Source organism: Ensifer sp. Root142 (assembly GCF_001426785.1).
In the GTDB taxonomy this organism is placed as follows: domain Bacteria; phylum Pseudomonadota; class Alphaproteobacteria; order Rhizobiales; family Rhizobiaceae; genus Ensifer; species Ensifer canadensis.
Map to the genome: position 1 here is coordinate 111,118 of NZ_LMFK01000034.1, position 25,109 is coordinate 136,226.

At 62.2% G+C, this 25,109-nt stretch carries 18 protein-coding genes and 1 pseudogene; 7 read left to right on the forward strand and 12 right to left on the reverse strand.

Features of this window, described 5'->3' with window-relative positions:
* Positions 1-56: 56 nt before the first annotated feature.
* On the reverse strand, positions 57-4,850 hold the full coding sequence (locus ASD52_RS25425; RefSeq protein WP_025425280.1) for an NAD-glutamate dehydrogenase: 4,794 nt from the start codon (positions 4,848-4,850) through the stop codon (positions 57-59).
* Positions 4,851-5,132: 282 nt separating this feature from the next.
* Between ASD52_RS25425 and pdxY the strand changes: the two genes are divergently transcribed.
* Positions 5,133-6,014 (forward strand): pyridoxal kinase PdxY, encoded by an 882-nt coding sequence (gene pdxY, locus ASD52_RS25430; protein ID WP_057226314.1) that lies wholly within the window; start codon positions 5,133-5,135, stop codon positions 6,012-6,014.
* A gap of 69 nt (positions 6,015-6,083) precedes the next feature.
* A complete protein-coding gene (locus tag ASD52_RS25435) occupies positions 6,084-6,731 on the forward strand; it encodes a carbonic anhydrase (RefSeq protein ID WP_025425278.1) in 648 nt (215 codons plus the stop codon).
* 223 nt (positions 6,732-6,954) lie between these two features.
* On the opposite strand, the gene ASD52_RS25440 is transcribed toward ASD52_RS25435, so the two are convergent.
* Together ASD52_RS25440 and ASD52_RS25445 are read right to left on the reverse strand one after the other, a co-directional pair.
* Positions 6,955-7,776: a lytic transglycosylase domain-containing protein gene (locus ASD52_RS25440; protein ID WP_025425277.1), complete on the reverse strand. Its 822-nt coding sequence runs from the start codon at positions 7,774-7,776 to the stop codon at positions 6,955-6,957.
* A gap of 207 nt (positions 7,777-7,983) precedes the next feature.
* Positions 7,984-9,018 carry an aspartate-semialdehyde dehydrogenase gene (locus tag ASD52_RS25445; protein WP_025425276.1) on the reverse strand — a complete coding sequence of 345 codons (1,035 nt, stop codon included), beginning with the start codon at positions 9,016-9,018 and terminating at the stop codon, positions 7,984-7,986.
* Positions 9,019-9,406: 388 nt separating this feature from the next.
* Here ASD52_RS25445 and ASD52_RS25450 point away from each other — a divergent pair, with 388 nt between their 5' ends.
* The 5 genes from ASD52_RS25450 (at position 9,407) to ASD52_RS25470 (ending at position 15,736) form a co-directional block, all read left to right on the forward strand.
* Positions 9,407-11,158 carry an alkaline phosphatase gene (locus ASD52_RS25450; protein ID WP_025425275.1) on the forward strand — a complete coding sequence of 584 codons (1,752 nt, stop codon included), beginning with the start codon at positions 9,407-9,409 and terminating at the stop codon, positions 11,156-11,158.
* 109 nt (positions 11,159-11,267) lie between these two features.
* Positions 11,268-11,732: a hypothetical protein gene (locus ASD52_RS25455; RefSeq protein WP_025425274.1), complete on the forward strand. Its 465-nt coding sequence runs from the start codon at positions 11,268-11,270 to the stop codon at positions 11,730-11,732.
* 3 nt (positions 11,733-11,735) lie between these two features.
* A complete protein-coding gene (locus tag ASD52_RS25460) occupies positions 11,736-12,425 on the forward strand; it encodes an ATP-binding cassette domain-containing protein (protein ID WP_025425273.1) in 690 nt (229 codons plus the stop codon).
* On the forward strand, positions 12,422-13,675 hold the full coding sequence (locus tag ASD52_RS25465) for an FtsX-like permease family protein (protein WP_025425272.1): 1,254 nt from the start codon (positions 12,422-12,424) through the stop codon (positions 13,673-13,675). The genes ASD52_RS25460 and ASD52_RS25465 overlap by 4 nt, the downstream gene beginning before the upstream one ends.
* A 171-nt stretch (positions 13,676-13,846) precedes the next feature.
* On the forward strand, positions 13,847-15,736 hold the full coding sequence (locus ASD52_RS25470) for an MFS transporter (protein WP_025425271.1): 1,890 nt from the start codon (positions 13,847-13,849) through the stop codon (positions 15,734-15,736).
* A 62-nt stretch (positions 15,737-15,798) separates the two neighbouring features.
* Here ASD52_RS25470 and ASD52_RS25475 read toward each other — a convergent pair whose 3' ends face one another.
* The 9 genes and pseudogenes from ASD52_RS25475 to ASD52_RS25510 all read right to left on the reverse strand — a co-directional run bounded on the left by ASD52_RS25475 (position 15,799) and on the right by ASD52_RS25510 (position 25,011).
* Entirely contained in the window at positions 15,799-16,488 is a 690-nt protein-coding gene (locus ASD52_RS25475; RefSeq protein WP_025425270.1) for a phosphatase PAP2 family protein, read from the reverse strand.
* A 292-nt stretch (positions 16,489-16,780) separates the two neighbouring features.
* The coding region (locus ASD52_RS40340) for an isocitrate/isopropylmalate family dehydrogenase (protein ID WP_244497517.1) at positions 16,781-17,008 on the reverse strand (228 nt) is incomplete at its 5' end.
* 1 nt (position 17,009) lies between these two features.
* Positions 17,010-18,091 (reverse strand): annotated as a pseudogene (gene leuB / locus ASD52_RS25480) (3-isopropylmalate dehydrogenase); the annotation flags it as partial.
* A gap of 45 nt (positions 18,092-18,136) precedes the next feature.
* Complete coding sequence (locus tag ASD52_RS25485; RefSeq protein WP_057217155.1) at positions 18,137-19,528, reverse strand: amidase; 1,392 nt, start codon at positions 19,526-19,528, stop codon at positions 18,137-18,139.
* Positions 19,529-19,585: 57 nt separating this feature from the next.
* Complete coding sequence (locus ASD52_RS25490; RefSeq protein ID WP_082523564.1) at positions 19,586-20,560, reverse strand: oligopeptide/dipeptide ABC transporter ATP-binding protein; 975 nt, start codon at positions 20,558-20,560, stop codon at positions 19,586-19,588.
* Positions 20,557-21,570 carry an ABC transporter ATP-binding protein gene (locus ASD52_RS25495; RefSeq protein ID WP_057207296.1) on the reverse strand — a complete coding sequence of 338 codons (1,014 nt, stop codon included), beginning with the start codon at positions 21,568-21,570 and terminating at the stop codon, positions 20,557-20,559. Before ASD52_RS25495 ends, ASD52_RS25490 begins: the two co-directional genes overlap by 4 nt.
* Entirely contained in the window at positions 21,567-22,427 is an 861-nt protein-coding gene (locus tag ASD52_RS25500; RefSeq protein ID WP_025430101.1) for an ABC transporter permease, read from the reverse strand. The genes ASD52_RS25495 and ASD52_RS25500 overlap by 4 nt, the downstream gene beginning before the upstream one ends.
* Entirely contained in the window at positions 22,427-23,377 is a 951-nt protein-coding gene (locus tag ASD52_RS25505) for an ABC transporter permease (RefSeq protein ID WP_025430102.1), read from the reverse strand. The genes ASD52_RS25500 and ASD52_RS25505 overlap by 1 nt, the downstream gene beginning before the upstream one ends.
* Before the next feature lie 158 nt (positions 23,378-23,535).
* Positions 23,536-25,011: an ABC transporter substrate-binding protein gene (locus tag ASD52_RS25510; protein ID WP_057225784.1), complete on the reverse strand. Its 1,476-nt coding sequence runs from the start codon at positions 25,009-25,011 to the stop codon at positions 23,536-23,538.
* Positions 25,012-25,109 lie beyond the last annotated feature (98 nt).

A 25,109-nucleotide genomic window follows, 5' to 3' on the forward strand; every position in this document is an offset into this window, starting at 1 on the left:
AGCGACCTTTGCGCGTCTAATAAGACGCCCGGCGCTGTAGTCCGGGGCGGACTGTGTCATTTCACCCTGCCGCGTGCAAGGTCGTTGAGCAGACCCGCGGCAACCGTGATCTTGGCAAGCGTGGTCTCGCCCTTCTCAGTCAGGAGCGTCAGCTGGCCGCCCGCGCGTGAAACGCGTTCGCGGTCGTTTTCCTGCCAGGCCTGGACGGGATTGCGCTCGCTCTTCTGCTCGCGCAGCGCCGCTGCGGTGATGTCGCGTCTGGCGCCGGCAATGTCCGAGATCGCGCGCGACAGCGCCATTGCCTCGAACTGCTCGGTTGCCGGTACGCGGTCGGCTGCCGCCAGCAGGCGGTTGATCCGCAGCGTTTCGGTGACGGCAAAATAACCCTGTGCCGTGCGGCTCAGCGTCTCGCCGGTTTCAGCTGATATCTGCATGATTTCGGGCACGAGGGTCATCAGCGCCAGTTCCAGGATCTCATCCGCCAGTTTCTCCGGCACGCCGCCCTCGACGAAGGCTGCGGTCTTTACCCGAGCTTCGTCGGCGGTTTCGCCTGAAATCGCGGTGCGCATGGTGCTGCGCAGCTTCTGCAGCCCGTCGCGCAGGCGCGTCACGGCTTCCGAAACCGAACCCGTTGCCGCATGGGTGCGCAGGGCCCGCTCCGTCACGAGCGTGAAGATGCGCCCGACTTCCTGGTAGAGCGCATTCTGGAGGGCGCCGCTGATGCGATTGTCCAGGGCATCGATCTCGTCATAGATCCGCGGCAGGTCGAAGCCATCGAGTGCCAAAACAGCCGCCTTGACGACGTCTGCCGAGAGGAAGCCGGTGGCATCCGTCAAGGTCGAGACGAAAGCGGGGCCGCCGCGATTGATGGTTTCGTTGGCCAGCACCGTCGCGATGATCTCGCGGCGCAGCCGGTGGCCGTGGATGTCGCCGGCATAAGTCTTGCGCATCTTGCCGGGGAAGTAGCGTTCCAGGGTCGCCGTGAAATACGGGTCGTCGGGAAGCTCGCTGGCGATCAGCTCGTCGAACAGCACCAGCTTCGAGTAGGACAGGAGGACGCCGATCTCCGCGCGTGTCAGCGGCTTGCCGGCCTGATAGCGCTCGGTCATGACCTGGTCGGTCGGCAGCGTCTCAACCTTGCGGTTGAGGTGGCCGTCGGCTTCGAGTCGCGTCATCAGGCGGCCGAGCGTCGTGCGGTTTCCGGTACCCTGCAGTTCGGTGAGCGAGATTGCCAGCGACTGCTCGTAGTTGTTGCGCAGTACGAGATGGCCGACTTCCTCGGTCATCGACGCCAGCAGCGTGTTGCGCTTCGGCCGGGTCAGGCGACCGTCGCGCATCGCCGAGGCCAGCGCGATCTTGATGTTGACCTCGACGTCGGACGAGTTGACGCCCGCCGAGTTGTCGATGGCGTCGGAGTTGCAGCGACCGCCATTGAGGCCGAAGCCGATACGGCCCTTCTGGGTCACGCCGAGGTTTGCGCCCTCGCCGATGACACGGGCGCGGACCTCTTCGGCGACCACACGGATCGCGTCGTTGGCGCGGTCGCCAACCTCGGCATCCGTCTCGTTGCTGCCGCGCACATAGGTGCCGATGCCGCCGAACCAGAGAAGATCGACCTGGCTCTTCAGGATCGCGTTCATGATCTCGAACGGCGTGGCCTTCTGCTTGTCGATGCAGATCGCCGCCATGGCTTCCGGTGTCAGCGTCACCGACTTTTCGGCGCGGGAAATGATCATCCCGCCTTCGGAGAGCGTCTTGCGATCATAGTCCTGCCAGCTCGAACGTGGCAGGGCGAACATGCGCTTGCGTTCGGCGAAGGAAACATCCGTATCCGGATTCGGATCGATGAAGATGTCGCGATGGTCGAAGGCCGCGAGCAGACGGATCTTTTCCGAAAGCAGCATGCCGTTGCCGAAGACGTCGCCCGACATGTCGCCGACGCCGGCGACGGTGAAGGGAGTGGTCTGGATGTCGATGTCCATCTCGCGGAAGTGCCGCTTGGCGGTCTCCCAGGCGCCACGGGCGGTGATGCCCATCTTCTTGTGGTCGTAGCCGGCCGATCCGCCTGAGGCGAACGCGTCATCGAGCCAGAAGCCTGCTTCCTGGGCCAGGCCGTTGGCCGTGTCCGAGAAGGTCGCCGTGCCCTTGTCGGCGGCAACGACGAAGTAGGGATCGTCACCGTCGCGGCGCAGCGTGTCGGCCGGCGGCACGACATCCTGGCCGACAATGTTGTCGGTGACCGACAGCATCGTGCGGATGAAGGTCTTGTAGGCTTCGGTTCCGGCCTTGAACACCTCGTCGCGGTTGCCGCCAACCGGCAGCTGCTTCGGGTAGAAGCCACCCTTGGCGCCAACGGGCACGATGACGGCGTTCTTGACCTGCTGTGCCTTCACCAGGCCCAGTACTTCGGTGCGGTAGTCCTGTGCGCGGTCGGACCAGCGAAGACCGCCACGGGCGACCTTGCCGAAACGCAGATGCACGCCTTCGACTTCGGTGCCGTAGACGAAGATTTCGCGGAACGGACGCGGCTCGGGCAAGCCTTCGAGCTGCTTGGGATCGAGCTTGACGGCAAGGACCGCACGCGGCTTTCCGTCGGCATCCTTCTGGAAGTAATTGGTGCGGAGCGTCGCCTCGATGGCGTTGACGTAGCGGCGCAGGATCCGGTCCTCGTCGAGGCTCGGTACCGCCGACAGTGCGGTCTCGATCGATGCGATCAGGGCGTTGCACTTCTTGGCACGCGGCTTCTCCTCGATCGCCGGGTCCATGCGGGTGACGAACAGCTTGAAGATATCGGCGGCAATCGCCGGATATTTGTTCAGCGTGTCGGCGATATAGCCCTGCGAATAGGTGATGCCGGCCTGGCGGAGGTAGCGGGCATAGGCACGCAGCACCGTCACTTCGCGGGCGTTCAAGCCGGCGAGCAGGATCAGCCTGTTGAAGTTATCATCCTCGATCGTGCCGTTCCAGGCGGCGAGGAAGGCTTCCTCGAGCGCCGCACCCGACTTGTCGAGATTGAGCGCATGGCCGTCGCGATGGATCAACTCCATGTCGTGCAGCACGACGCGATGCTGGTCCTCGCCATGCTTGCCGACGTTGAGGTCGTAGGTCTGCTCGCTGATGACCCGGAAGCCGAGATTTTCGAGCAGCGGCACGCGGCGCGAAAGCGATACGGGTTCGCCGGCGTGGAAGATCTTCAGCTCGGCCGTATCAGGACGATTGACCGGGCGGTTGTAGTGGTAGAACGAGATCCGGATCGGATCTTCCGCCTTGCAGGCGGCGATATCGGCGAGATCGGCATAGGCTTCGGCCGGTGCAAAGGCCGCCTGGTAGGCTTCGCCAACGCTGAGCTCGATGCCATCCTTGCGGGCAAGCAGGTCGAAGCGATCGATCCAGCGCGTGACGATGCCTCGCACGGCCTCCTCGAGCTTGGCCTGGGGGATGCGCGGCGTCTTGCCGCTGGTCCGGCCGATGATGAAGTGCACGCGCGCCAGACCGCCCTCGGGGAAGGCCGGGTAGTAGGCCGAAACACGACCGTCATAAGCCGTCTTCAGATAGTCCCCGATCTTCTCGCGAACGTCGGAATCATATTGCTCGCGCGGTACGAAGACGATGACCGAAACGAAGCGGTCGAAATGGTCGATGCGTGGCAGAACGCGGATGCGCGGACGGTCGCCGAGCTCGTTGATCTGTTCGCAGAAGGCGGCGAGCAGGCCGACGTCGATCTGGAAGAGATCGTCGCGCGGGTAGGATTCGAGCGTGTTGTCCAGCATCTTGCCGGAATGGCTCTGCGGATCGTAGCCGAAATGATCGACGATCTTCTCGATCTTGTGGCGCAGCAGCGGGATTTCCGCGGCCTGACGGGTATAGGCCGAGGAGGTGAACAGGCCGACGATGCGCAGCTCGCCGGCGACATTGCCGTCGGCATCGAAACGCTTGACGCCGATGTAGTCCATATAGGCGCGGCGGTGCACGACCGACTTCACATTGGCCTTGGTGACGATCAGGAAATCCGGGCTTTCGAGGAAGGCCAGAATCTCCGGCGTGGTCAGAACTGCGTCCTTGCCCTGGCGCAGCACGCGCACATCGGGATTGGAAAGGATGCCGAGGCCCCTGCCCTTGCCGCGCTCGACCGTCGCCTTCCCGCCCTTGCCCGAATAGGTGTATTCGCGCATGCCGAGGAAGGTGAAGTTGTTGTCCCTGAGCCAGCGAAGGAAGGCCAGCGCTTCGTCGCGGTCGCTCTTCTTGCGCGAGGCGTTGTAGTCCTCGAGTTCCTTCATCGCGTGATCGAGCAGCGTCGTCATCGCCGGCCAGTCGTGCACGGCCTGATGAACCTGTTCGAGCACATCGCGGATACGGTTGCTGAGCGATTGCGCCTCGACCGGCGTCAACTTGCTCAGGTGGATCTGGATGTGGCTGATCCGGTGTGCCGGATCGCTCGGCTCGTCCGGATCGAACGGCTTGGCGGGCTTGCCCGGTTCCTGGACCAGAATGGGATGGATCGCGAGATGGATATCGCGGTGCGTGGTCGTCACCTCGCCCATGACCGAATCAAAGAGGAACGGCATGTTGTGTTCGGTGACGGCAATGATCGAAACCTCGGTGCCGCCAGGCGCAACGCCGGCCACGGTTTCAACCGACACTTGAGGTTTGCCGCCGTCCCAGCGTGCGAGTTCGCTTCTCGCATGGGCCGCCGTCAGTGCCAGCATGTCCGCCGAATAAAGATCGAGGTCGTCGTTGCTGGCCCCGCCGAAGAGGATCTCGGGCGCCAGCGCGTCGGTGCCCAGTTTGATGGCGGCCGCCTTCGCTGCGTCGATGTGTCTGTCCCGCTTCGGATTGTATTTCACGCCCATGAAGTTTCTCCCATTCATGATAGGCTAGACCCTATCAGAACCTTGGCTAATGGCGACCGCTTTTTATGACGATTTCGGCAAAAACGAGCCGAGAATCGGAGAATCTCACGTGAAAACAGCTTAAATCCATTTAAATCGAAGGCAGATTGGCGAAAATTGCTCGAATTTCGATGAAAAAGCACGAAAACGCCAGCGGCTCGTGCGGAACCTGTCTGCCATAGCCTGTTGACATGGCGGTGACAGTCGGTGATCAGAGTTCAAATCGAAGGATTGGACTGGCCGATGCCCGAAATGCCCTCCTTGCCTGGTGCCGTCATCGTCATTTCTAGTCACGTGGTTCGCGGCACCGTCGGCAATCGGGCGGTTGTCTTTGCCTTGGAGACGCTTGGCCATCCCGTCTGGGCTCTGCCGACCGTCATTCTGCCCTGGCATCCCGGCCATGGCCATTCGACGCGCATCACGATACCGGACGCGGAATTCCAGTCGGTGATCGACGATCTGGCTCAGGCGCCCTGGGCCGGCGAGGTCCGGGCAGTCCTGTCAGGCTATCTCGACTCGGCGAGCCAGGCAGAGGGCGTTGCCCGGCTGGTGACCGCCTTGCGCGCCCGCAATCCTGATCTCGTCTATGCCTGCGACCCGGTGATCGGTGATGCCGAAGGGCTCTACGTGCCCGAAGCGACGGCGATTACCATCCGCGACCGGCTGTTGCCGCTTGCAAGTCTCGCCACGCCCAACCGGTTCGAACTGGCCTGGCTTGCCGGCGCGACGCTCGAGACCAATGCGGCAATCCTTGACGCGGCGCTGGGGCTTGGTCCCTCGCGCATGCTGGTCACGTCGGCGATTCCGATGATGAAGGGCGGGACGGGAAATCTCTATCTCTCCGGCAACCATGCGCTGCTCGCCGAACACCGGCTGATCGAGAACCCGCCGAACGGCACGGGCGATCTGCTGGCGGCGGTGTTCCTGGCGCGGCTGCTGGAAGGCCTCTCCGAGGAGCGCGCGCTTCAGATGGCGACAGCCAGCGTGTTCGAAATTATCGCGCGCACGGTCAAGCGCGGCGCCGATGAACTGACGCTCGAACAGGATGCGTCCAGTCTCTCGACGCCGATGGCGATGGTGCAGATGCGGCGCTTGCTGCATCCGAGCCAGATGCGGCGGAAATAGAAGAAGCTGTTCACGGCACGCCGTCGGATGGCTTGGTGGATTGAACTCTCGACAGCAGCGGGGTAACCGATGGATATGCAGCGTTTTCCAGACCACCTTCTGAACGGCTATCATAACTTCATGAGTGGTCGCTTCAGCGAACAGCAGCAGCGTTACAAGACATTGGCGGATAGCGGGCAGAAGCCCAAGACCATGGTCATTGCCTGTTGTGACTCCCGGGCAGCGCCCGAGACGATCTTCGACAGCGGCCCGGGCGAGCTCTTCGTCGTGCGCAACGTCGCCAATCTCATGCCGCCCTACGAGCCGGACGGACACTACCACTCGACGTCGGCAGCTCTGGAATTTGCCGTCCAGTCTCTGCGTGTCAGCGACATCGTCGTCATGGGCCACGGACGCTGCGGCGGCATCAAGGCGGCGCTTGACCTGGACGCCGAGCCCCTGTCGCCGGGTGACTTCATCGGTCGCTGGATGCACCTCTTGAAACCGTCCGCCGAACAGATCCAGAGCAATGACGTGATGACCCAGGCCGAGCGGCAGCGCGCTCTGGAGCGGGTTTCCATCCGCAACTCGATCGCCAATCTTCGCACCTTCCCCTGCGTCCAGATTCTCGAATCGAAGGGCAAGCTCCAGCTTCACGGCGCCTGGTTCGACATTTCGACCGGCGAGCTCTGGGTGATGGATCCGAAGAGCGGCGACTTTGCCCGTCCAGGTATGTGATAGAAGCCAGAGAAAAAGCCCGGTCCTTTCGAACCGGGCTTCTTTTATTTCATAAGCTTTGATCTTTTGTTTTTGCGCTGTCGTTATCGCAAAACCGCTGCGCACCTTTGCGCAACATGCGTTAGAGCGTCTGCGGTTTAAGCGGAGTCGCAGAAACGCTCTATCTCCTTGTTTCTACGCATTTCCTGACGGAAAACCGCTTCGCACTTTTCCTGGAAATGCTCTAGTCGCCGTCAATTTCCGCGCCGATGATGGCGATCGCCTGCTGATAGACGCTGGCGGCGTTCCAGCCCTGGATCGCGCCGAAATTGGCCTGTCCCGGCTGATATCCGGCGCCCGGCTGCCAGCCGTGTCCACGCAGGAAGTTCGCGGTCGAAGCAAGCGCGTCAGCCTTCGAGCGGACCATGTCGATATGGCCGTTGCCGTCACCGTCGACGCCGTATTTCAGAACGTTTGCCGGAAGGAACTGGGTCTGTCCGATTTCGCCATGGGCAGCGCCGCGTGCAGCCGGGCTGAGATCGCCGCGCTGGACGAGCTGGAGCGCCGCATAGAGCTGGTTGGTGAAGTAGTCGGACCGGCGGCAGTCATAGGCGAGCGTCGAAACGGCTGAGAGCGTATGCTCCTTGCCCATGAAGCCGCCAAAGCCGGTTTCCATGCCCCAGATGGCGATCAGCGGGCCGGCCGGTACGCCGTAGCGCCGTTCGATGCTGTTGAAGAGCGCCGCATTCTGGGCCTTCATCTTCTTGCCGCGCGAGATGATCGTCTGACCGCCACGCTTCTGCATGAACTGGCTGAGCGAGAGCTTGAAGCTTTTCTGGCCGCGGTCGGCGCGGATCGTCGCCTTGTTGTAGGAAACGCCGGAGAGCGCCTTGTCGAGCGCCGCAGGGCTGATGCCGTTGCCGGAGGCTTCCTGCTTGAACTGCGTCATCCAGGCCGCGAAACCGCTGCCGTCGTTGCCGCACTGTGCCGCCGACGCGGTCGCCGGAAGGATCGCCGTTGAAATCAGGGCCGCAAGCCCAATCGCTACGCACTTTGCCGTGTGCATGAAATACCCCGTCATTGCCCAAATCTGGTTGCCGTTAGGAAGATGCCAGCCTTTGCCGGCTCTGTCACCCGCCCCTCATTGGCGGAAATTTCCTAACGGTTTCACGTGAATCCGATCAATTTTGCGCACGGATCCGTGAAACAGGAAACCCCGCAGGCCGATAACGGGCCAGGCGGGGTTCTTATTCGTGCTTTACCGTCTGTTTGTTCAGGCGGCCTGCTTCTTGGCGCGGATCAGACCGCGGTTGATGAGCAGCTCGGCGATCTGGATCGCGTTGAGTGCCGCACCCTTGCGCAGGTTATCGGAAACGACCCAGATGTTGAGGCCGTTTTCGACGGTTGCGTCTTCGCGGATGCGCGAGATGTAGGTCGCGTCTTCGCCGGCGCACTCGTAAGGCGTTACGTAGCCGCCGTTCTCGTGCTTGTCGACAACAAGGCAACCCGGTGCTTCGCGCAGGATATCGCGCGCCTCGTCAGCGGTGATCTCGTTTTCGAACTCGATGTTGACCGATTCCGAATGGCCGATGAAGACCGGGACGCGCACGGCCGTGCAGGTCACCTTGATCTTCGGGTCGAGCATCTTCTTGGTCTCGGCCAGAACCTTCCACTCTTCCTTGGTGTAGCCGTCTTCCATGAAGACGTCGATGTGCGGAATGACGTTGAAGGCGATGCGCTTGGTGAACTTCTTCGATTCGATCGGGTCGGCAACGAAGACCGCACGGGTCTGGTTGAAGAGTTCGTCCATGCCGTCCTTGCCGGCGCCGGAAACCGACTGGTAGGTCGAGACGACGACGCGCTTGATCTTGGCGTGGTCGTGCAGCGGCTTCAGCGCGACGACGAGCTGGGCGGTCGAGCAATTCGGATTGGCGATGATGTTCTTCTTGGTGAAGAGCGTGATCGCGTCCGGGTTCACTTCCGGCACGATCAGCGGCACTTCGGAGTCGTAACGCCAGGCCGAGGAATTGTCGATGACGACGCAACCCTGCTGGCCGATCTTCGGCGAATACTTCAGCGAAACCGCGCCGCCGGCCGACATCAGGCAGATATCGGTATCGGAGAAATCGTAGTTTTCGAGGTTCTTGACCTTGAGCGTCTTGTCGCCGAAGGAAACTTCCGTGCCCTGGGAACGGGCGGAAGCAAGGGCGACCACTTCATCGGCGGGAAAGCCGCGTTCCGAAAGGATGTTCAGCATCTCCCGGCCGACATTGCCGGTGGCGCCTGCGACTGCAATCTTGAAACCCATGATCTAAGCTCTCTTTTTTGTCTCTCCTCGTCGGGTGGAGGGGGAAACCGCGCGATCCGCCGCGAGGGTTCCTGTCCCCGGCCAAACCGGGGAGAGAGCGGAGGGCCAGAGACGTCAGACGGTTTTCGTCGTCGTTTTGGCCGTTGTTTTGAAGGAAGCTGGAAAACGCATATCCTGCCCGGCGATTTCTGCCAGGACGCTGCTGTCAGCGAAGTTGTGTTCGCGGCGAAGCATGGAATGCCTTCCTTTCCGAGGCTCGTAATAATTGTTTCTATCGGCGAGTCAAGCGTGCGATGCTTGGCGCCTGCAAACGTGATCGCAATGTCATGTCGCTGTCATCGCCGGGCGTTACGACCGCGCAATCCGACACCTCAAAGGGACGATTGCCATGCGTATGCTTCTTGCCACCCTCTTTGCCACGACGGTTCTGGCCCACGCCGCTCAGGCCGCAGACGTCTATCCCATTGATCGCGCGACAATTCTTGCCGGTTCCCCGTTCGATTTCAAGGTCGAGCTCAAGAGCGCCGTCAAGGCGGAAGACATCAAGGTGACCGTCAACGGCCAGGACTACAAGGCAGCGCTCGGTGCCGAAGCCGCCTATGTCGCGATGGAAAAGGGCAAGGAAGACAAGGAGCTCGGTTCGGCCCTGCTCCTGCGCAACGCTATAATTGGCGCACCGGGCAGCTACAAGGTCGAAGTGACGGCTGGCGGAGAGACGAAGACCGTGACCTGGCACGTCTATGCCACGGCGGAGCAGCCGAAGGTCAAGAACGTCATCTTCCTGCTTGGCGATGGCCTTTCGGTTGCGCACCGCACCGCCGCCCGCATCATGTCGAAGGGCATGACCGAGGGTAAGGCTAATGGCCGCCTCAACATGGACGACCTCGAGCGCATGGCCTTCATCGGCACGTCGGCGACCAATTCGATCGACACCGACAGCGCCAACACCATGTCGGCCTACATGACCGGCCACAAGACCGTGATCAACGCCGTGGGCGTCTATGGCGACCGCACGCCCGACAGCCTCGACGATCCACGGGTCGAGACCATTGCCGAAGCGCTGCGCCGCCAGACGCAGAAGTCGATCGGTCTCGTCACGACCTCGGAAATCGAGGACGCCACGCCGGCCGCCGTCGTCGCCCACACCCGCAACCGCAGCGACAAGGCCGAGATCGTCGGCATGATCTACGACGTCAAGCCGGAGGTCATCCTTGGCGGAGGCTCGGCCTATTTCCTCGGCAAGGAGACGCCCGGCTCCAAGCGCAAGGACAACCAGGACTACATCAAGCTTTTCCAGGAAGCCGGTTATGCGCTTGCGACCGACAAGAGCGAACTTGCCAATGCGCCCGCCGACGGCAAGCTTCTCGGTCTGTTCCACACCGGCAACATGGACGTGACGCTTGATCGCGAGTTCCTGAAGAAGGGCACGGTCGAAAAGTTCCCCGGCCAGCCAGGCCTTGTCGACATGATCAAGACCGCGCTCGACAGGCTGTCGAAGAACGAAAACGGCTTCTTCCTGATGGTCGAGGGCGCCTCGATCGACAAGATGAGCCATCCGCTCGACATGGAGCGCGCCGTCGTCGAGACCATCGAGTTCGACCAGGCGGTCGGCGTTGCCCGCGCGTTCGCGAAGAACAACCCGGATACGCTGGTTGTCGTGACCGGCGACCATACCCATGGCGTCTCACTGCTCGGCATCATCGACGACACCGTCGAGGGCAAGGAAGGCCGCGACAAGGTCAAAACAGGCGCTTCGGCGGGCTTCCCGAACTATACCGACGAGAACAAGGACGGCTTCCCCGACAAGATCGACGCGAGCCGTCGTCTGGCGATGTTCGTCTCAAACTTCCCCGACTACTACGAAACCTTCAGCCCCAAGCTGGACGGGCCGTTCGAGCCGGCGGTGAAGAACGAGAAGGACGAGTATGTCGCCAACGAAGCTTACAAGGACATGCCCGGCGCCGTGCTGCGCGTCGGCATCCTGCCGAAGGACGAAAGCACCGGCCAGCACACGGTCGACGACGTCGTGCTGCAGTCGGAAGGTCCGGGCAGCGAGGGCTTCAGAGGCTACATGGAGCAGAGCGACGTCTACCGCGTTCTCGTCGATGCGCTTGCCCTCGGCGTGAAGCAGACCAACTGATTGTTTGAAACCCGCCTCCTCCCTGAAACGGGGAGGAGGCTTCACGCTGACGTTCATTCCCGGCCACATCACGCCCATGCGCTGCCGGGGTACTCTTGGCGATAAGACGATGACCCTACCGACACCCATATCCTTGAGCCGTCGAGCTGTGCTCGGCCTGATTGCCGGCGCGGTTGTCGCGTTCGACGGGCATGCGGCCCTGGCCGACGCCAGTCTCACTTTCGATGAGCTCTACGGCAAGGTCAGTGTACTCGGCCTCGAATTCTCGACAAAGGTGAAGAGCCTTGCCGGTCAGGAAGTCCGCATGCGCGGCTTCATGGCGCCGCCGCTCAAGGCAGAGGCAGCGTTCTTCGTGCTGACGGAAGTTCCGATGGCGCTTTGCCCGTTTTGTTCGTCGGATTCCGATTGGCCGGACAATATCGTCGTCGTCTATCTCGGGGAGAAGCAGACCTTCGTGCCGCCCGGCCAGACGATCGAGGTTCGCGGGACACTGGAGGTCGGCTCCTGGACCGATCCGGAGACCGGATTCGTCAGCCTGCTGCGTCTGCGCTCGTCTCAATTTTACGCGGTCTAGGGCATGCTTGGTCTTCAACTCGCAGGCGTCGATGTCAGCTTTCCCGGACTTGCCGCACCCGCTCTTGCGATCGACAGCCTTGACGTCGCCGCCGGCAGCCGTGTGGCGCTCACAGGTGCGTCAGGATCCGGCAAAAGCACGCTGATCAGCATCCTGACCGGGCTCGAGCGGGTCGGACAGGGCCGCATCCTCTGGGGCGATGTCGATATCTGCGCGCTCTCCGAGGGCCGTCGTGACCGTTGGTGCGGCGCCAATATCGGTCTGGTCCTGCAGGACTTTCATCTTTTCCCCGGCCTCAGTGCTCTGGACAACGTTCTGCTGCCGACAAGGCTCTCCGGCGCGATGAGCCGTGATGTCGGCGCCCGTGCTGAACATCTGCTTCTGCGTGTCGGCCTCACCCGGCCGACCCAGATGATCGAAACCATGTCGCGCGGTGAAATGCAGCGGGTGGCGATCGCCCGCGCGCTTTTGCGCAAGCCGGGTGTGGTCATTGCCGACGAGCCGACCGCCAGCCTCGACAGCGACGCCGGCGAGACCGTCGGCGACCTGCTGCTCGAGCTTTCACGCGAAAGCGGCTGCACGCTGATCGTTGCGACGCACGATCTGGCGCTGACGCGGCGTATGGACCGTCGCATCCGGCTTGCCGCCGGGCGCATCGTCGAAGATGGCCTCATCGAGGAGCGCGCGGCATGATCGGTTTCATCCTTGCGGATCTGCGCCGCCTCTGGGCCGGTTCGCTCGTCGTCGTCCTCCTGGTTGCGTTGGCGACGGCGCTCGGCGTCGCCGTCACCTTGCAGGAACGGGCGCTTCGGCTCGGCAGTGCGCGTGCTGCCGACAAGTTCGACCTCGTGATCGGCGCCCCCGGCAGCGAGACCCAGCTCGTGCTTTCATCGATCTTCCTGCAACCCTCGCCGCTGCCGCTGATGGAAGGCACGGTTCTGCCGCGCCTTCTTGCCGATCCGCGCGTCGCCTCCGCAGCACCGGTCGGCTTCGGTGACAGCTTTGGCGGCTATGCCGTTGTCGGCACCTCCACCGGGTTGCTTGCGGAACTCGAACAGCTTGCCGAAGGCCGCGCCTTTGCCGCCCTTGGTGAAGCGGTTGCCGGCGCCGCCGTCGATTTGCCACTCGGTTATACGGTCAAGCCGACCCATGGACTTGCCGAACTCGGCGGCCACGCCCACACGGAACTCGCCTATCGCATTGTCGGGCGCCTCAAGCCCACGGGCACCGCCTGGGACCGTGCCATTTTGGTTCCGATGCAGGCGGTCTGGGCGCTGCATGGAATGGAAGCGGCGGAACACGATGATGCCGACGATCACGCGCATGACGAGGCCGCGTCCGGTGTCGAGGCGGATCACCCTCATATCGATGCGGACGCGGCGCTCGACGAGAATTGGAGCAAGGCCACGCCCGGCCTGCCCGCGATCCTCGTCAAACCGAAATCGATCGCCGACGCCTACAAGCTCCGGCAGGACTATCGCAGCAACTCGACACTGGCGGTTTTTCCCGGCGAGGTGCTGACGAACCTCTATGCGACACTTGGCGACGCCAAGCGGGTGCTCGTGGGAGTGACGACGGGCGCTCAGGTTCTGGTCGCAGCCGCGATCCTGCTCGTCACGATCCTGCATGTCGGCCAGCGCCGACGGCAGATCGGGGCGCTTCGTGCCTTCGGCGCGCCGCGCACGGCGGTGTTTGTCATCGTCTGGAGCGAACTGTTTGCGCTGATTGCCGCCGGTGTGCTTTCCGGTTTCGCGCTTGGCTTCGGTGCCGCAAAGTTCATAGCCGGATATCTTTCCGGTGAGAGCGGCGTTGCCATGCCTGTCATGTTCGCTGCCGGCGACGGATTTCTTGTCTCTGCCATTCTCGTCTTCGCCGCCATCCTCGCCGTCCTGCCGGCCATGATCGCCTACCGGCAATCGCCGGCGGCAGCCCTTCGCGCCTGAGGTCTCTGGCTTCTTAGACGAAAGTCATAAGCCGAAAGCATCCCTGCCTGCGGCCCTCCTTTTCTGACATCCTGTGATCAGGCGCACCACGTTCGGACGTTCAAGGGAGGAATTGTCCGAGCCAGCCAATGGGCGCTCCAATGGGCTGTTTTGGAGTGGAGGATAAACAAAATGGCAAATGTCGCGACAGCGGACGACACAAAAGCACGTCCGATGACCGGCGAGGAGAAGAAGGTCATCTTCGCCTCGTCGCTTGGTACCGTATTCGAATGGTACGATTTCTATCTCTACGGTTCGCTCGCCGTTTACATCGGCGCGACCTTCTTCAGCTCCTACCCGGAAACGACGCGAAACATCTTCGCGCTTCTGGCGTTTGCCGCGGGCTTCTTGGTTCGCCCGTTCGGCGCTCTGGTCTTCGGTCGCCTCGGCGACCTCGTCGGCCGCAAATACACCTTCCTCGTGACGATCCTGATCATGGGTCTGTCGACCTTCCTGGTCGGCATCCTGCCTGGCGCTGCCTCGATCGGCATCGCTGCGCCGATCCTGCTCATCGCTCTGCGCATGCTTCAGGGCCTGGCGCTCGGCGGTGAATATGGCGGCGCTGCAACCTACGTGGCCGAACACGCGCCGCACGGGCGTCGCGGTTACTTCACCTCGTGGATCCAGACCACGGCAACGCTCGGTCTGTTCTTGTCGCTGGTGGTGATCCTGCTCGTCCAGTACCTGGTGGGCAAAGAAGCGTTTGCAGCCTGGGGCTGGCGCGTTCCGTTCCTGGTCTCGGTCGTGCTTCTCGGCGTTTCCGTCTGGATCCGCCTGAAGATGAACGAGTCGCCGGCCTTCAAGAAGATGAAGGAAGAGGGCAAGGGTTCCAAGGCACCGTTGTCGGAAGCCTTCGGCCAGTGGAAGAACGCCAAGATCGCGCTTCTGGCACTGTTCGGCGCCGTCGTCGGCCAGGCCGTCGTCTGGTACTCCGGTCAGTTCTACGCGCTGTTCTTCCTGACGGGCGTGCTCAAGGTGGACGGCCAATCGGCCAATATCATGGTCGCCGCCTCACTGCTGATCGGTACGGGCTTCTTCGTGCTCTTCGGCTGGCTCTCCGACAAGATCGGCCGCAAGCCGATCATCATGGCCGGCCTGCTGCTTGCCATGCTCACCTACTTCCCGCTGTTCAAGGCGCTGACCTGGGCCGGTAACCCGGCGCTCGCTCAGGCCCAGGCAACGGTACGGGCGACCGTGACCGCGGCACCGGGCGACTGCAAGTTCCAGTTCAACCCGACCGGTACCGCGAAGTTCACGACCTCGTGCGACATCGCAACCGCGTTCCTGACCAAGAACTCGGTTCCCTATGACGTGGTAACGACCGCTGCGGCGGGGACTGCCGCGACTGTGGAGGTCGGCGAAACGACGATCAACAGCTATGACGCGATCGCTGCAGGCGATGGTGCCAAGGCTGCCAACGCCGGCTTCGAAAAGCAGACCAACATGGCTCTCCATGATGCCGGCTACCCGCTGGTTCGTGGTGCGGCAAAGGTTCCGGAATCCAAGCTTGACGGCTTCGTCGCCGCCAATCCGGAACTGGCGCTTGATGCCGCTGCCGTTCGCGGCGGCGAAAAGACCATGGTTCCTGCCGACAAGCTCATTGCCGACAAGCTCCTGACCAAGGACGAAGTCGGCGCCGCCACCGAAATGGCTGTCTACACGATCGCCAAGGGCGGCAGCTACGCAATGGTGGCGGATCCTGCCAACGTCAACTGGACGATGATCATCGCCGTTCTGACCGTTCTCGTCATCTACGTGACGATGGTCTACGGCCCGATTGCCGCCCTGCTGGTCGAACTGTTCCCGACCCGCATCCGCTACACCGGCATGTCCCTGCCCTACCATATCGGCAACGGTTGGTTCGGTGGCTTGCTGCCGGCCACGGCCTTCGCGATGAGCGCGGCTCAGGGCGATATCTACTACGGTCTCTGGTACCCGATCGTCTTTGCGGGCATCACCCTGGTCATCGGCATGTTGTTCCTGCCGGAAACCAAGGATCGCGACATCCACGCGATGGACTAAAGACTTCCCCGAGAGGCATCACGGCTCTCCCGACTCCGGCGCGGCTTTCCGCGCCGGCTTTTTTATGGGCGGGAGCCTGTTCGCTTTGGGATAGGCCAACCGCCCTCGTCGGCGCGGAAAAGCCAGCCGCGTTTGGCGAAGAGAAACGCCACCATCATAGATGTCCATAGGCCAAGCAGCAGCCCGGCAGCAACGTCGCTCGGATAGTGGGCGCCGACGATGACGCGCGAGACCCCGATGACCAATGCCATCACGAAAAACAACGGCCGCAGCTTCGGCAGAAGCATGGCAAAGGCGCCGAAAAAAGCACCCGCCGCCGTCGAATGACCGGATGGAAAGCTTTCGAACAGGGTGTCGCCGGTAAACGGCGTCAGGCTGTAGGCACCGAGATCCACCAGAAGCTCGGGCCTTGCCCGCCCGATCAGGAACTTCAGCACATGCACGAGCACACTGGCAGTGCCGATCGTCAGCAAGAAATAGGCAGCAAGGTTGCGGACAGTTCGGGCTTTGCGCTGAAACGGCGCCTGGCCAACGGCACGCTGCAGGATGAAGGCGACGGCAAGCACCAGACCCGAGACATAAATCATCCAGCCGAAGGTGCCGAAGTCGGTAATCAGGCGATTGAAGGCGACGATGCCCTCGGGCAGTTCCTGCGCCCGCGTCGACAGAAACGGATCGAGCGGAATGAAGGCGAGTACGAGGATCAGTGTCGTCACCAGGATCCATCCGGTTGATGCGAGCGGTCGGTTCATGTCGGCCTTTCCAAACGGTCTGCATGCGAGAATGCGGTCCCTCGCCGCCCCTCATTGCTCGCAGCATCTGCCTGCATGTGTCGGTTCGGCCGTCGAATTCAAGACTGTCGAATGCAAAACACCTCCGGATCGCTCCGGAGGTGTTCTGACAACTTGCGGGGCGCTGCCCGATCGGGCGCGCCTCTTGCTTGAACGTTTCCGCTTCAGACGATGCCGCGGAAACGTTCAAGCTTTTTGTTTTACGCATTTCCTGGCGGAAAACCGCTTCGCACTTTTCCTGGAAATGCTCGTATCAGGCAGACAGCGCCTTGAACTCGGAGAGGATGGCTTCGCCCATTTCGACGGTTCCGACCTGGCGTGCGCCTTCGGCCATGATGTCGCCGGTGCGGATGCCCTTGTCGAGCACGGTGGCGATCGCCTTTTCCAGGTTGTCGGCTTCCGTCACCAGGTTGAAGGAGTAGCGCAGGCACATGGCAAACGAGGCGATCATGGCGATCGGGTTGGCGATGCCCTTGCCGGCNTCCAGGTTGTCGGCTTCCGTCACCAGGTTGAAGGAGTAGCGCAGGCACATGGCAAACGAGGCGATCATGGCGATCGGGTTGGCGATGCCCTTGCCGGCAATGTCAGGGGCCGAACCGTGCACCGGCTCGTAGAGCGCCTTGCGCTTGCCGGTGACACCATCCGGTGCACCGAGCGAGGCCGAAGGCAGCATGCCGAGCGAGCCGGTCAGCATCGCCGCCACATCCGACAGCATGTCGCCGAACAGGTTGTCGGTGACGATGACGTCGAACTGCTTGGGCTGGCGCACCAGTTGCATGCCGCCGGCGTCAGCCAGCATATGCTCGAGCTGGACATCGGAATATTTCGCCTTGTGGGTTTCGGTCACCACCTGGTTCCACAACACGCCCGACTTCATGACGTTGCGCTTTTCCATCGAGCAGACACGGTTCTGACGGGTGCGGGCCAGTTCGAAAGCAACGCCGGCGATGCGCTCGATCTCGTAGGTGTCGTAGACCTGGGTGTCGATGCCGCGCTTCTGGCCRTTGCCGAGATCGATGATTTCCTTCGGCTCGCCGAAATAGACACCGCCGGTCAACTCGCGCACGATCAGGATGTCGAGGCCTTCGACCAGTTCCGGCTTCAGCGACGATGCGGCGGAAAGCGCCGGCTCGCCGAAATAGACACCGCCGGTCAACTCGCGCACGATCAGGATGTCGAGGCCTTCGACCAGTTCCGGCTTCAGCGACGATGCGGCGGAAAGCGCSGGATAGCAGATGGCCGGGCGCAGGTTGGCAAACAGCTGCAGGTCCTTGCGCAGGCGTAAGAGACCGGCTTCGGGACGGACCTCGTAAGGCACSGCATCCCACTTCGGACCGCCGACGGCACCAAACAGCACGGCGTCGGCTGCAAGCGCCTTTACCATGTCCCCTTCCGAAATCGCCTGGCCGTGGGCGTCATAGGCAGAACCGCCGACAAGGCCTTCGTCCGTCACGAAGCCGGCACCAAGCTCGGCATTCATGTAGGCGATGATTTTGCGGACTTCCGCCATGGCTTCCGGGCCGATGCCGTCGCCGGGAAGGATGAAAAGCTTACGATCGGCCATTTCGGCACTCCTGTCGTTTCAGTGTTTGTGTTGGTGCAGGGCGGCTCATGCGGTGACCTTCGGCCATGGCCGCTGTTGCGGACGCAGGGTCTCGAATGCTCGTGCAAGGCGCAAGACCCCGATATCGTCAAACTGCTGGCCGATGATCTGAAGCCCGATCGGCAAACCGCTGGCAGTATAGCCGCAATTGACCGAAATCGCGGGCTGTCCACCCATGTTCACCGCGACCGTAAAGGCGATGTGCTCGAACGGCTTCTGTGGGTCATTGATCGGCGAGGCCCATTCGGCGGGATAGGACGCGGTCGGTGCCGTTGGCGAGAGGATGAAATCAAAACCGGTCAACGCCGCATGGATGGCGTTGCGCATGGCGTCGATCTGGGCGAAGCCGGTATAGACGTCGCGGCCGGAAAAATCCTTGGCCGTCTCGATCCAGTTGAAGATGTAGGGCAGTATCTGCGCCTGCTGTTCCGGCGAAAGACGCGAGACGTCTTCCCAACCGCGCGCACGCCAGAAGCGATCGAGGCCATCGATCATCTCGCGGGTGAGGAAGGGCTCGACAGGCTCAATGATGACACCGGCGTCCGCGAAGAGTTTTGCCGCTTGGCTGACCGCCTGCTCGGTTTCCGCGCTAACCGCCTGGCCAAAGCCGGCATCGAGCCAGAGGCCGATCTTCAATCCCCTGACATCGCGTTTGAGGTCGAGCCAGGGGATATCGGCATAGGGCAACGACATGGTGTCGCGTGCATCCGGCTTCGACAATACGGACATGTAAAGCGCCGTATCGGCGACAGTGCGGGTCATCGGCCCGGCGACGCGGCCGATGAACGGCGGATTGATCGGGATCCGGCCCGCCGAAGGCTTCAGACCAACGACGCCGCACCAGCCGGCCGGCAGGCGGACGGAACCGCCGATATCGGTGCCGATATGGAGCGGACCGTAGCCGGCGGCTGCGGCCGCACCTGCTCCGGCGCTCGAACCGCCGGGATTGGTCGACAGGTCCCAGGGATTGCGCGCCAGCTTGTGAAAACTGGAAAGGCCGGAAGACAGCATGCCGTAATCAGGCATGGTGGTCTTGGCCAGAATGACGCCACCCGCCTCGCGGGTGCGCGCCGCCGGCGGCGCATCGGTCAGGGCCGGCACCAGCGGCACGGCCGCGCAGCCAAGCGGCACAGCCGTTCCCTTTGTCGCAATGTTCTCCTTGATCGTCACCGGCACGCCATCGATCGCGCCCAGAGGCTCACCCTTGCCCCAACGTGCCTCGGACGCCTTCGCCGCCTTGCGCGCCTCGTCCGGATCGTAGGCCCAAAGCGCATTGAGTTTCGGCTCGGATGCATCGATGCGCGCGATGACAGCATCGACGACTTCGACGGGAGAGAGCTTTCGCAGGCGGTAAGCCTCGACAAGATCGACGGCGGTGAAATCGGCAAGATCGGACATGGGCAATAATTCCTGCAACAAGAGCAACTCCGGAGAATTGCAGAATTTCAAAGAGTTCTAGGCAAAGTGACAGCGGGCGGACCAGGCCGGCGTCACCGGCTTGGCCATGGGCGTTTGGGCGAGACAGATATCCTGCCTGCGCGGACAGACGGCGGCATAGGCGCAGCCCTCTGAGGTCGTGGCGGTATGGACAGGCGTTTGCGGCGGGGCGTTCGACCGGACCCGCTTGCGGCGTCCGGCAAAGGGTTTCGGCACGGCGGCGACAAGCGCCTGCGTGTAGGGGTGACGCGGGTTGTCGAACACCTCGTTGGTCGGTCCCTCCTCGACGATCCGCCCGAGATGCATGACGGCGACCCGGTCGGTGATGGCGCGAACCACGCCCAGATCGTGGCTGATGAACAGATAGGAGAGCCCGAGCCTCTCCTGCAGATCCATCATCAGGTTCAGCACCTGCGCCTGGATCGAGACGTCGAGCGCCGAAACCGGTTCGTCGGCAACAATCAGCGCCGGTCGGGTGATGAGTGCGCGCGCAATGGCAATACGCTGGCGCTGGCCACCGGAAAACTCGTGCGGATACTTGTCGACTGACGCCAAGGGCAAGCCGACCGCCTCCAGCACCTCCTCAACGCGCCGGTTGCGCTCAAGCGCGCTGGTTCCGCGTTCCAGTGAGACGATGGGTTCGCAGATGATGGTCCGCACCGTGTGGCGCGGATCGAGTGACCCGTAGGGATCCTGGAAGATCGCCTGAAATCCCTTGCGCGCCTCCCGCAACTCTGATCGGTCCAGCGAATAGATATCCTTGCCGGCAATGGTAACCTGCCCCGATTGCGGGCGTTCAAGCCCCATGACGGCGCGCGCAAGGGTCGATTTTCCCGAGCCGCTTTCGCCAACGATGCCGAGGCTCTTGCCGGCGCCAAGCTCGACGCTGACACCGTGCAGCACGCGCAAGCTGGTCTGCTTGGAAAAGATCGATGGGCGCGGCAACTGGTACTCGCGCACCAGATCGATGGTCCTCAGAATGACATTGCTCATGGTGCCACCATCCTTTCGCGTGGATGAAAGCAGGCGGCGCGATGCTCCACATTCCTGTCGGTATCGATCAGATCCAATGGCGGTATCGCCCGCCGACAGTCGGGCTGAACGAAGGCGCAACGCTCAGCAAAGGAGCAATGGTCCGGCCGCGCAAAGGGATCGGGAACGATGCCCGGGATTGCGTTCAGCCTTGGCCTTCCCCCGATCTGGCGCGGAGCAAGGGCAGCTCCATGAGGAGACGCAGCGAAGAGGCCCCTCGCATAGGGATGCGCCATGCGCGCGAACACGTCGTCGGTGCGCCCCGTCTCGATGACACGCCCAGCATACATGACCGCGATACGGTCGGTCATTTCGGAAACCACGCCGAGATCGTGGGTGATCAGCATCAGGGCCGTACCAGTATCTTCGATCAGGTCATCGAGCAGATCAAGAATCTGTGCCTGCACCGTCACATCGAGCGCGGTCGTCGGTTCGTCGGCGATCAACAGGTCCGGTTCGCAGGCGATCGCCATGGCGATCATCACGCGCTGCCGCTGGCCGCCGGAGAGTTGATGCGGGTAGAGGTCCAGATTGAAGCGCGGCGCCGGCAGACCAACCCTGTCCAGCAAGGATCGCGCCTTCTTTTCCGCATCGGCTCTGGTTTCGCCAAAATGAAGGCGTCGCCCTTCGGCGATCTGGGCGCCGATCGACTTGACCGGGTTGAGGGCGGTCATCGGCTCCTGAAAGATCATCGCAATGCGCCGGCCGCGATATCTGCAGAATTCGGCTTCGGGCAGATCTGCGAGGTTGCGGCCATCGAACATCAACTCGCCGCGCACCCGCATGCGCTGCGGCAGCAGTCCCATCACGGCGAGCGCCGTCATGGATTTGCCGCTGCCGGATTCTCCGACGATACCGAGGCGTTCGCCGCGATTGAGCTCAAGATCGACGTCGCAGACGATATCGACCTGGGTCATGCCCGCTGACAGCTCGACCGACATTCCGACCATTCGTAGCAAGGGTGCCGTCATCTTTGTCGCCTCACGCGCGGATCGAGAATGTCGCGCAGGCCATCACCGAGGAGGTTGAGGCCGAGCACGGCGAACGTGATCGCAAGTCCCGGGAAGATGGCGAGCCATGGGGCCTGATAGATGAAGGTCTGGGCATCGTTCAGCATCTTGCCCCAGCTTGGCATCGGTGGCTGGGTGCCAAGACCGACATAGGAAAGCCCAGCTTCTGCAACGATTGCTAAGGCGAACTGGATCGTCACCTGGACCAGGAGCACGTGGTTGATGTTGGGCAGGATGTGCAGAAAGGTGATCGCCACGTCGCCGCGACCGGCGCAGCGGGCCGCCTGCACATATTCGCGCTTCCAAAGCCCCATCGAAGCGCCACGGGTCACGCGGGCAAAGACCGGAATGTTGAAGATGCCGATGGCGATCATGGCATTGGTCGCGCCGGGGCCGAAGATGGCCGTGATGATGACCGCCGTCAGCAGTGCAGGAAAGGCAAAGGCAAGATCGCTCATGCGCATGACCAGGCCATCGACCCAGCCGCCGCGGGCCGCAGCCCATGCACCGAGCGGCACGCCGATGCCGGCGCCGACGAGCACCGCGACGATCGAGACCGCGATCGAGTTGCGCGCCCCGGCCATGATCATCGACAGGATATCGCGGCCGAAATTGTCGGTGCCGAACCAATGGGCGAGGCTTGGTCCCTGAAGCTTGTCGCGGAAATTCATCGCCGTCGGCGAGAAGGGTGTCCAGACGGTGGAAACCACGGCCATCGCAATGAGGATGGCGGTGACCGTCAGGCCGAACATCAGGCTTCGGCTACCAAAAAGCTTGGCCAACAGGCCTGGTTCCGAAGTGATTGCCGAGGTGCTCATCAGTGGCCTCCCCTCGACAGGCGCGGATCCAGATAGCCGTAAACGAGATCCACGAGAAAATTGATGGTGATGACGGACGCGGCAAGCAGCGTCACGAGCGTCTGCACGGTCACCAGATCGCGCTGCGCGATCGCCTGAAAGACCAACCGGCCGACACCCGGCAGATTGAAGACGTTCTCGATGATGATCGTGCCGGCAAGCAGAAACGAAAACTGCAGGCCGATGATGGTGACGACGGGGATGAGTGCGTTCGGCACCGCATGCCTCCAAAGCGCACCAGCGCGCGAGAGGCCCTTGGCGCGGGCAGTGCGGATGAAATCCTCCCCGAGCGTTTCGATGACGGCCGAGCGGGTGACGCGTCCGAGAATGGCGGCGAGTGGCAGGCCGAGCGCAAAGGCTGGAAGAATGAGCGAGTGGAGGCCGCTCCAGATACCGTCCTGCCAGCCGGCAAAGCCCGAGGCCGGAAACCATGCAAGTTTCAGCGCGAACAGCAAAATGAACAGAAGCGCGAGCCAGAAATTGGGGATGGCGACGCCAACTTGCGCGATGCCCATGACGACCGTGTCGCCGGCCTTGCCGCGATTGGCCGCGGCATAGACGCCAATGGCGATCGCAACCACGACCGAGATCGCCATGGAGAGGAGAGCCAGGGGCAATGTCACCAGGATGCGGGGTCCGAGTAGTTCACGGATCGGCACCGAATAGGTGAGACTCATGCCGAAATCGCCGACGACAAAGCCACCGATCCACTGGAGGTAGCGGATCCAGATTGGCTGATCGAGGCCCAGCTGCCGGTGCAGCGCCGCGATCGCATCCGGGTCGGCGTTCATGCCGAGCATCAGCACTGCCGGGTCGCCGGGCAGCACCTGCATCAGCAGAAAGACGATGATAGAGGCGACCAGGGTCGTCAATATGAGCGACACAAGGCGACCGCCAACAAAGGAAATCACATCAACCTCCCGGAATGAGCGAGCGTTGACCGGCGCCGGGGACGGTCAACGGCTGATCTGCATCCGCCCCCATTTGTGGAGGGGCGGATGCTGGAGCGGGATGAGGAAAAGTGTGTGCGGTTTTCAGCCCGCATACCGCTCCACCTCATGAGAAGCGATCAATTCTCCCAGTAGGTCTGGGTCTGATCGTCCGCCGGCACCGGCATGTTCTTCCACAGACCCTTCACCTTCTTGTTCCAGACGCCGATCTTCGGAAGAGCGTAGAGGAAAACGTTCGGTTCATCGGCCGCCAGTTTACGCTGAAGCTGGCCGACGAGATCGAGCTGCTCAGCTTCCGTCGACGCGAGCGTGAAGGACTTGTAGAGCGCCTTGTAGTCCGGGTTCTGGTAGTTGAAATAGTATTTGTCGCGAGCGTAAATATCGAGATCGCGGGCTTCGGCGTGTGCGATGATCGTCGCGTCGAAATCCGAGTTCTTGAACACCTGGTCGAGCCATTGCGCGAACTCGATCGGAACGAGGTTCACCTTGACGCCGACTTCGCTGAGCATGGCCGCGATGATCTCGCCGCCGCGCCGGGCATAGGCGGGTGGCGGCAGCATGATGGTCATTTCCAGACCTTCGACACCGGCCTCCTGCAGCAGTTGCTGCGCTTTGCCCGGGTCATAGGGATAGGTTTCGTTCAGATCGACATAGCCGGGCTCCACCGGGGAATAATGCGAACCGATCGTCTCGCCGAAGCCCGAATAGGTGCCTTCGACCAGGGTCTTCCGGTCGATCGCATGGGCAAGCGCCTGACGAACCCTGACGTCGTCAAACGGCTTGCGCGCATTGTTCAGCGCAAGAACCACCTTGCCGGAGGTGCTGCCGACCTCGACCTGGAGGTTGGAATCACTTTGGAACTGGCTGACGAGTTCGGCGGCCTGGAACATCGGGAACGCATCGACGTTGCCGGCAAGAACGGCGGCTGCGGCTGCGGACGGGTCGCTGATGAACTTGAAGGTGACTTCCGTCAGCTTGGCCGGTTCGCCCCAGTAATCGGCGTTCTTGTTCAGCACGACCTTGTCGCCCTTCGCCCATTCCTTGAACGCGTAGGGGCCAGTACCGACAGGCTTGGTCTTGTTGTCGGCGGCCGATGACGGCGCGATCATGACCGCGTCACCCCATGCCATGTTGAACAGGAAGTTGGATGCCGGGCGCTTCAGGGTCACGACTGCGGTTGCCGGATCCGGGCACTCGGTCTTTTCGATCGGCTCGAAAAGGCCCTTCTGCGCATTGGTAGAGTCCGCTGCGACGGCGCGCTCATAGGAGAATTTGACGATCGAGCAGTCGAATGGCGTGCCGTCGTGGAACTTGACGCCCTGACGAAGCTTGAACGTGTAGCTTTTCTGGTCGTCGGAGATCGCCCAGCTCTCGGCCAGGAGCGGCTTGACGGTGCCATCTTCAACCACGCGCACCAGGCCTTCGAACAGGTTGCCGTAGGTGATATAGCGGATCGGCGCGGCGGCGCCCGCGGTCGGGTCGAGGCCCGGCGGTTCCAGCACCTGGCCGACGGTAATCGTGTCCTTGGCCATGGCTGTGGTCAGCGATGCGGCGATGAAGCACGAAGCAAGTGCCCATTTCGTCAAGTTAAGCATGGTTCCCCCGCTTTGCGGTTTGGTTGTTTATGGTCCCACTGCATGTTTCCATTAATCGCATCCGATTGAAGGAAACATGCAGTCAATCAAAGTGCCGC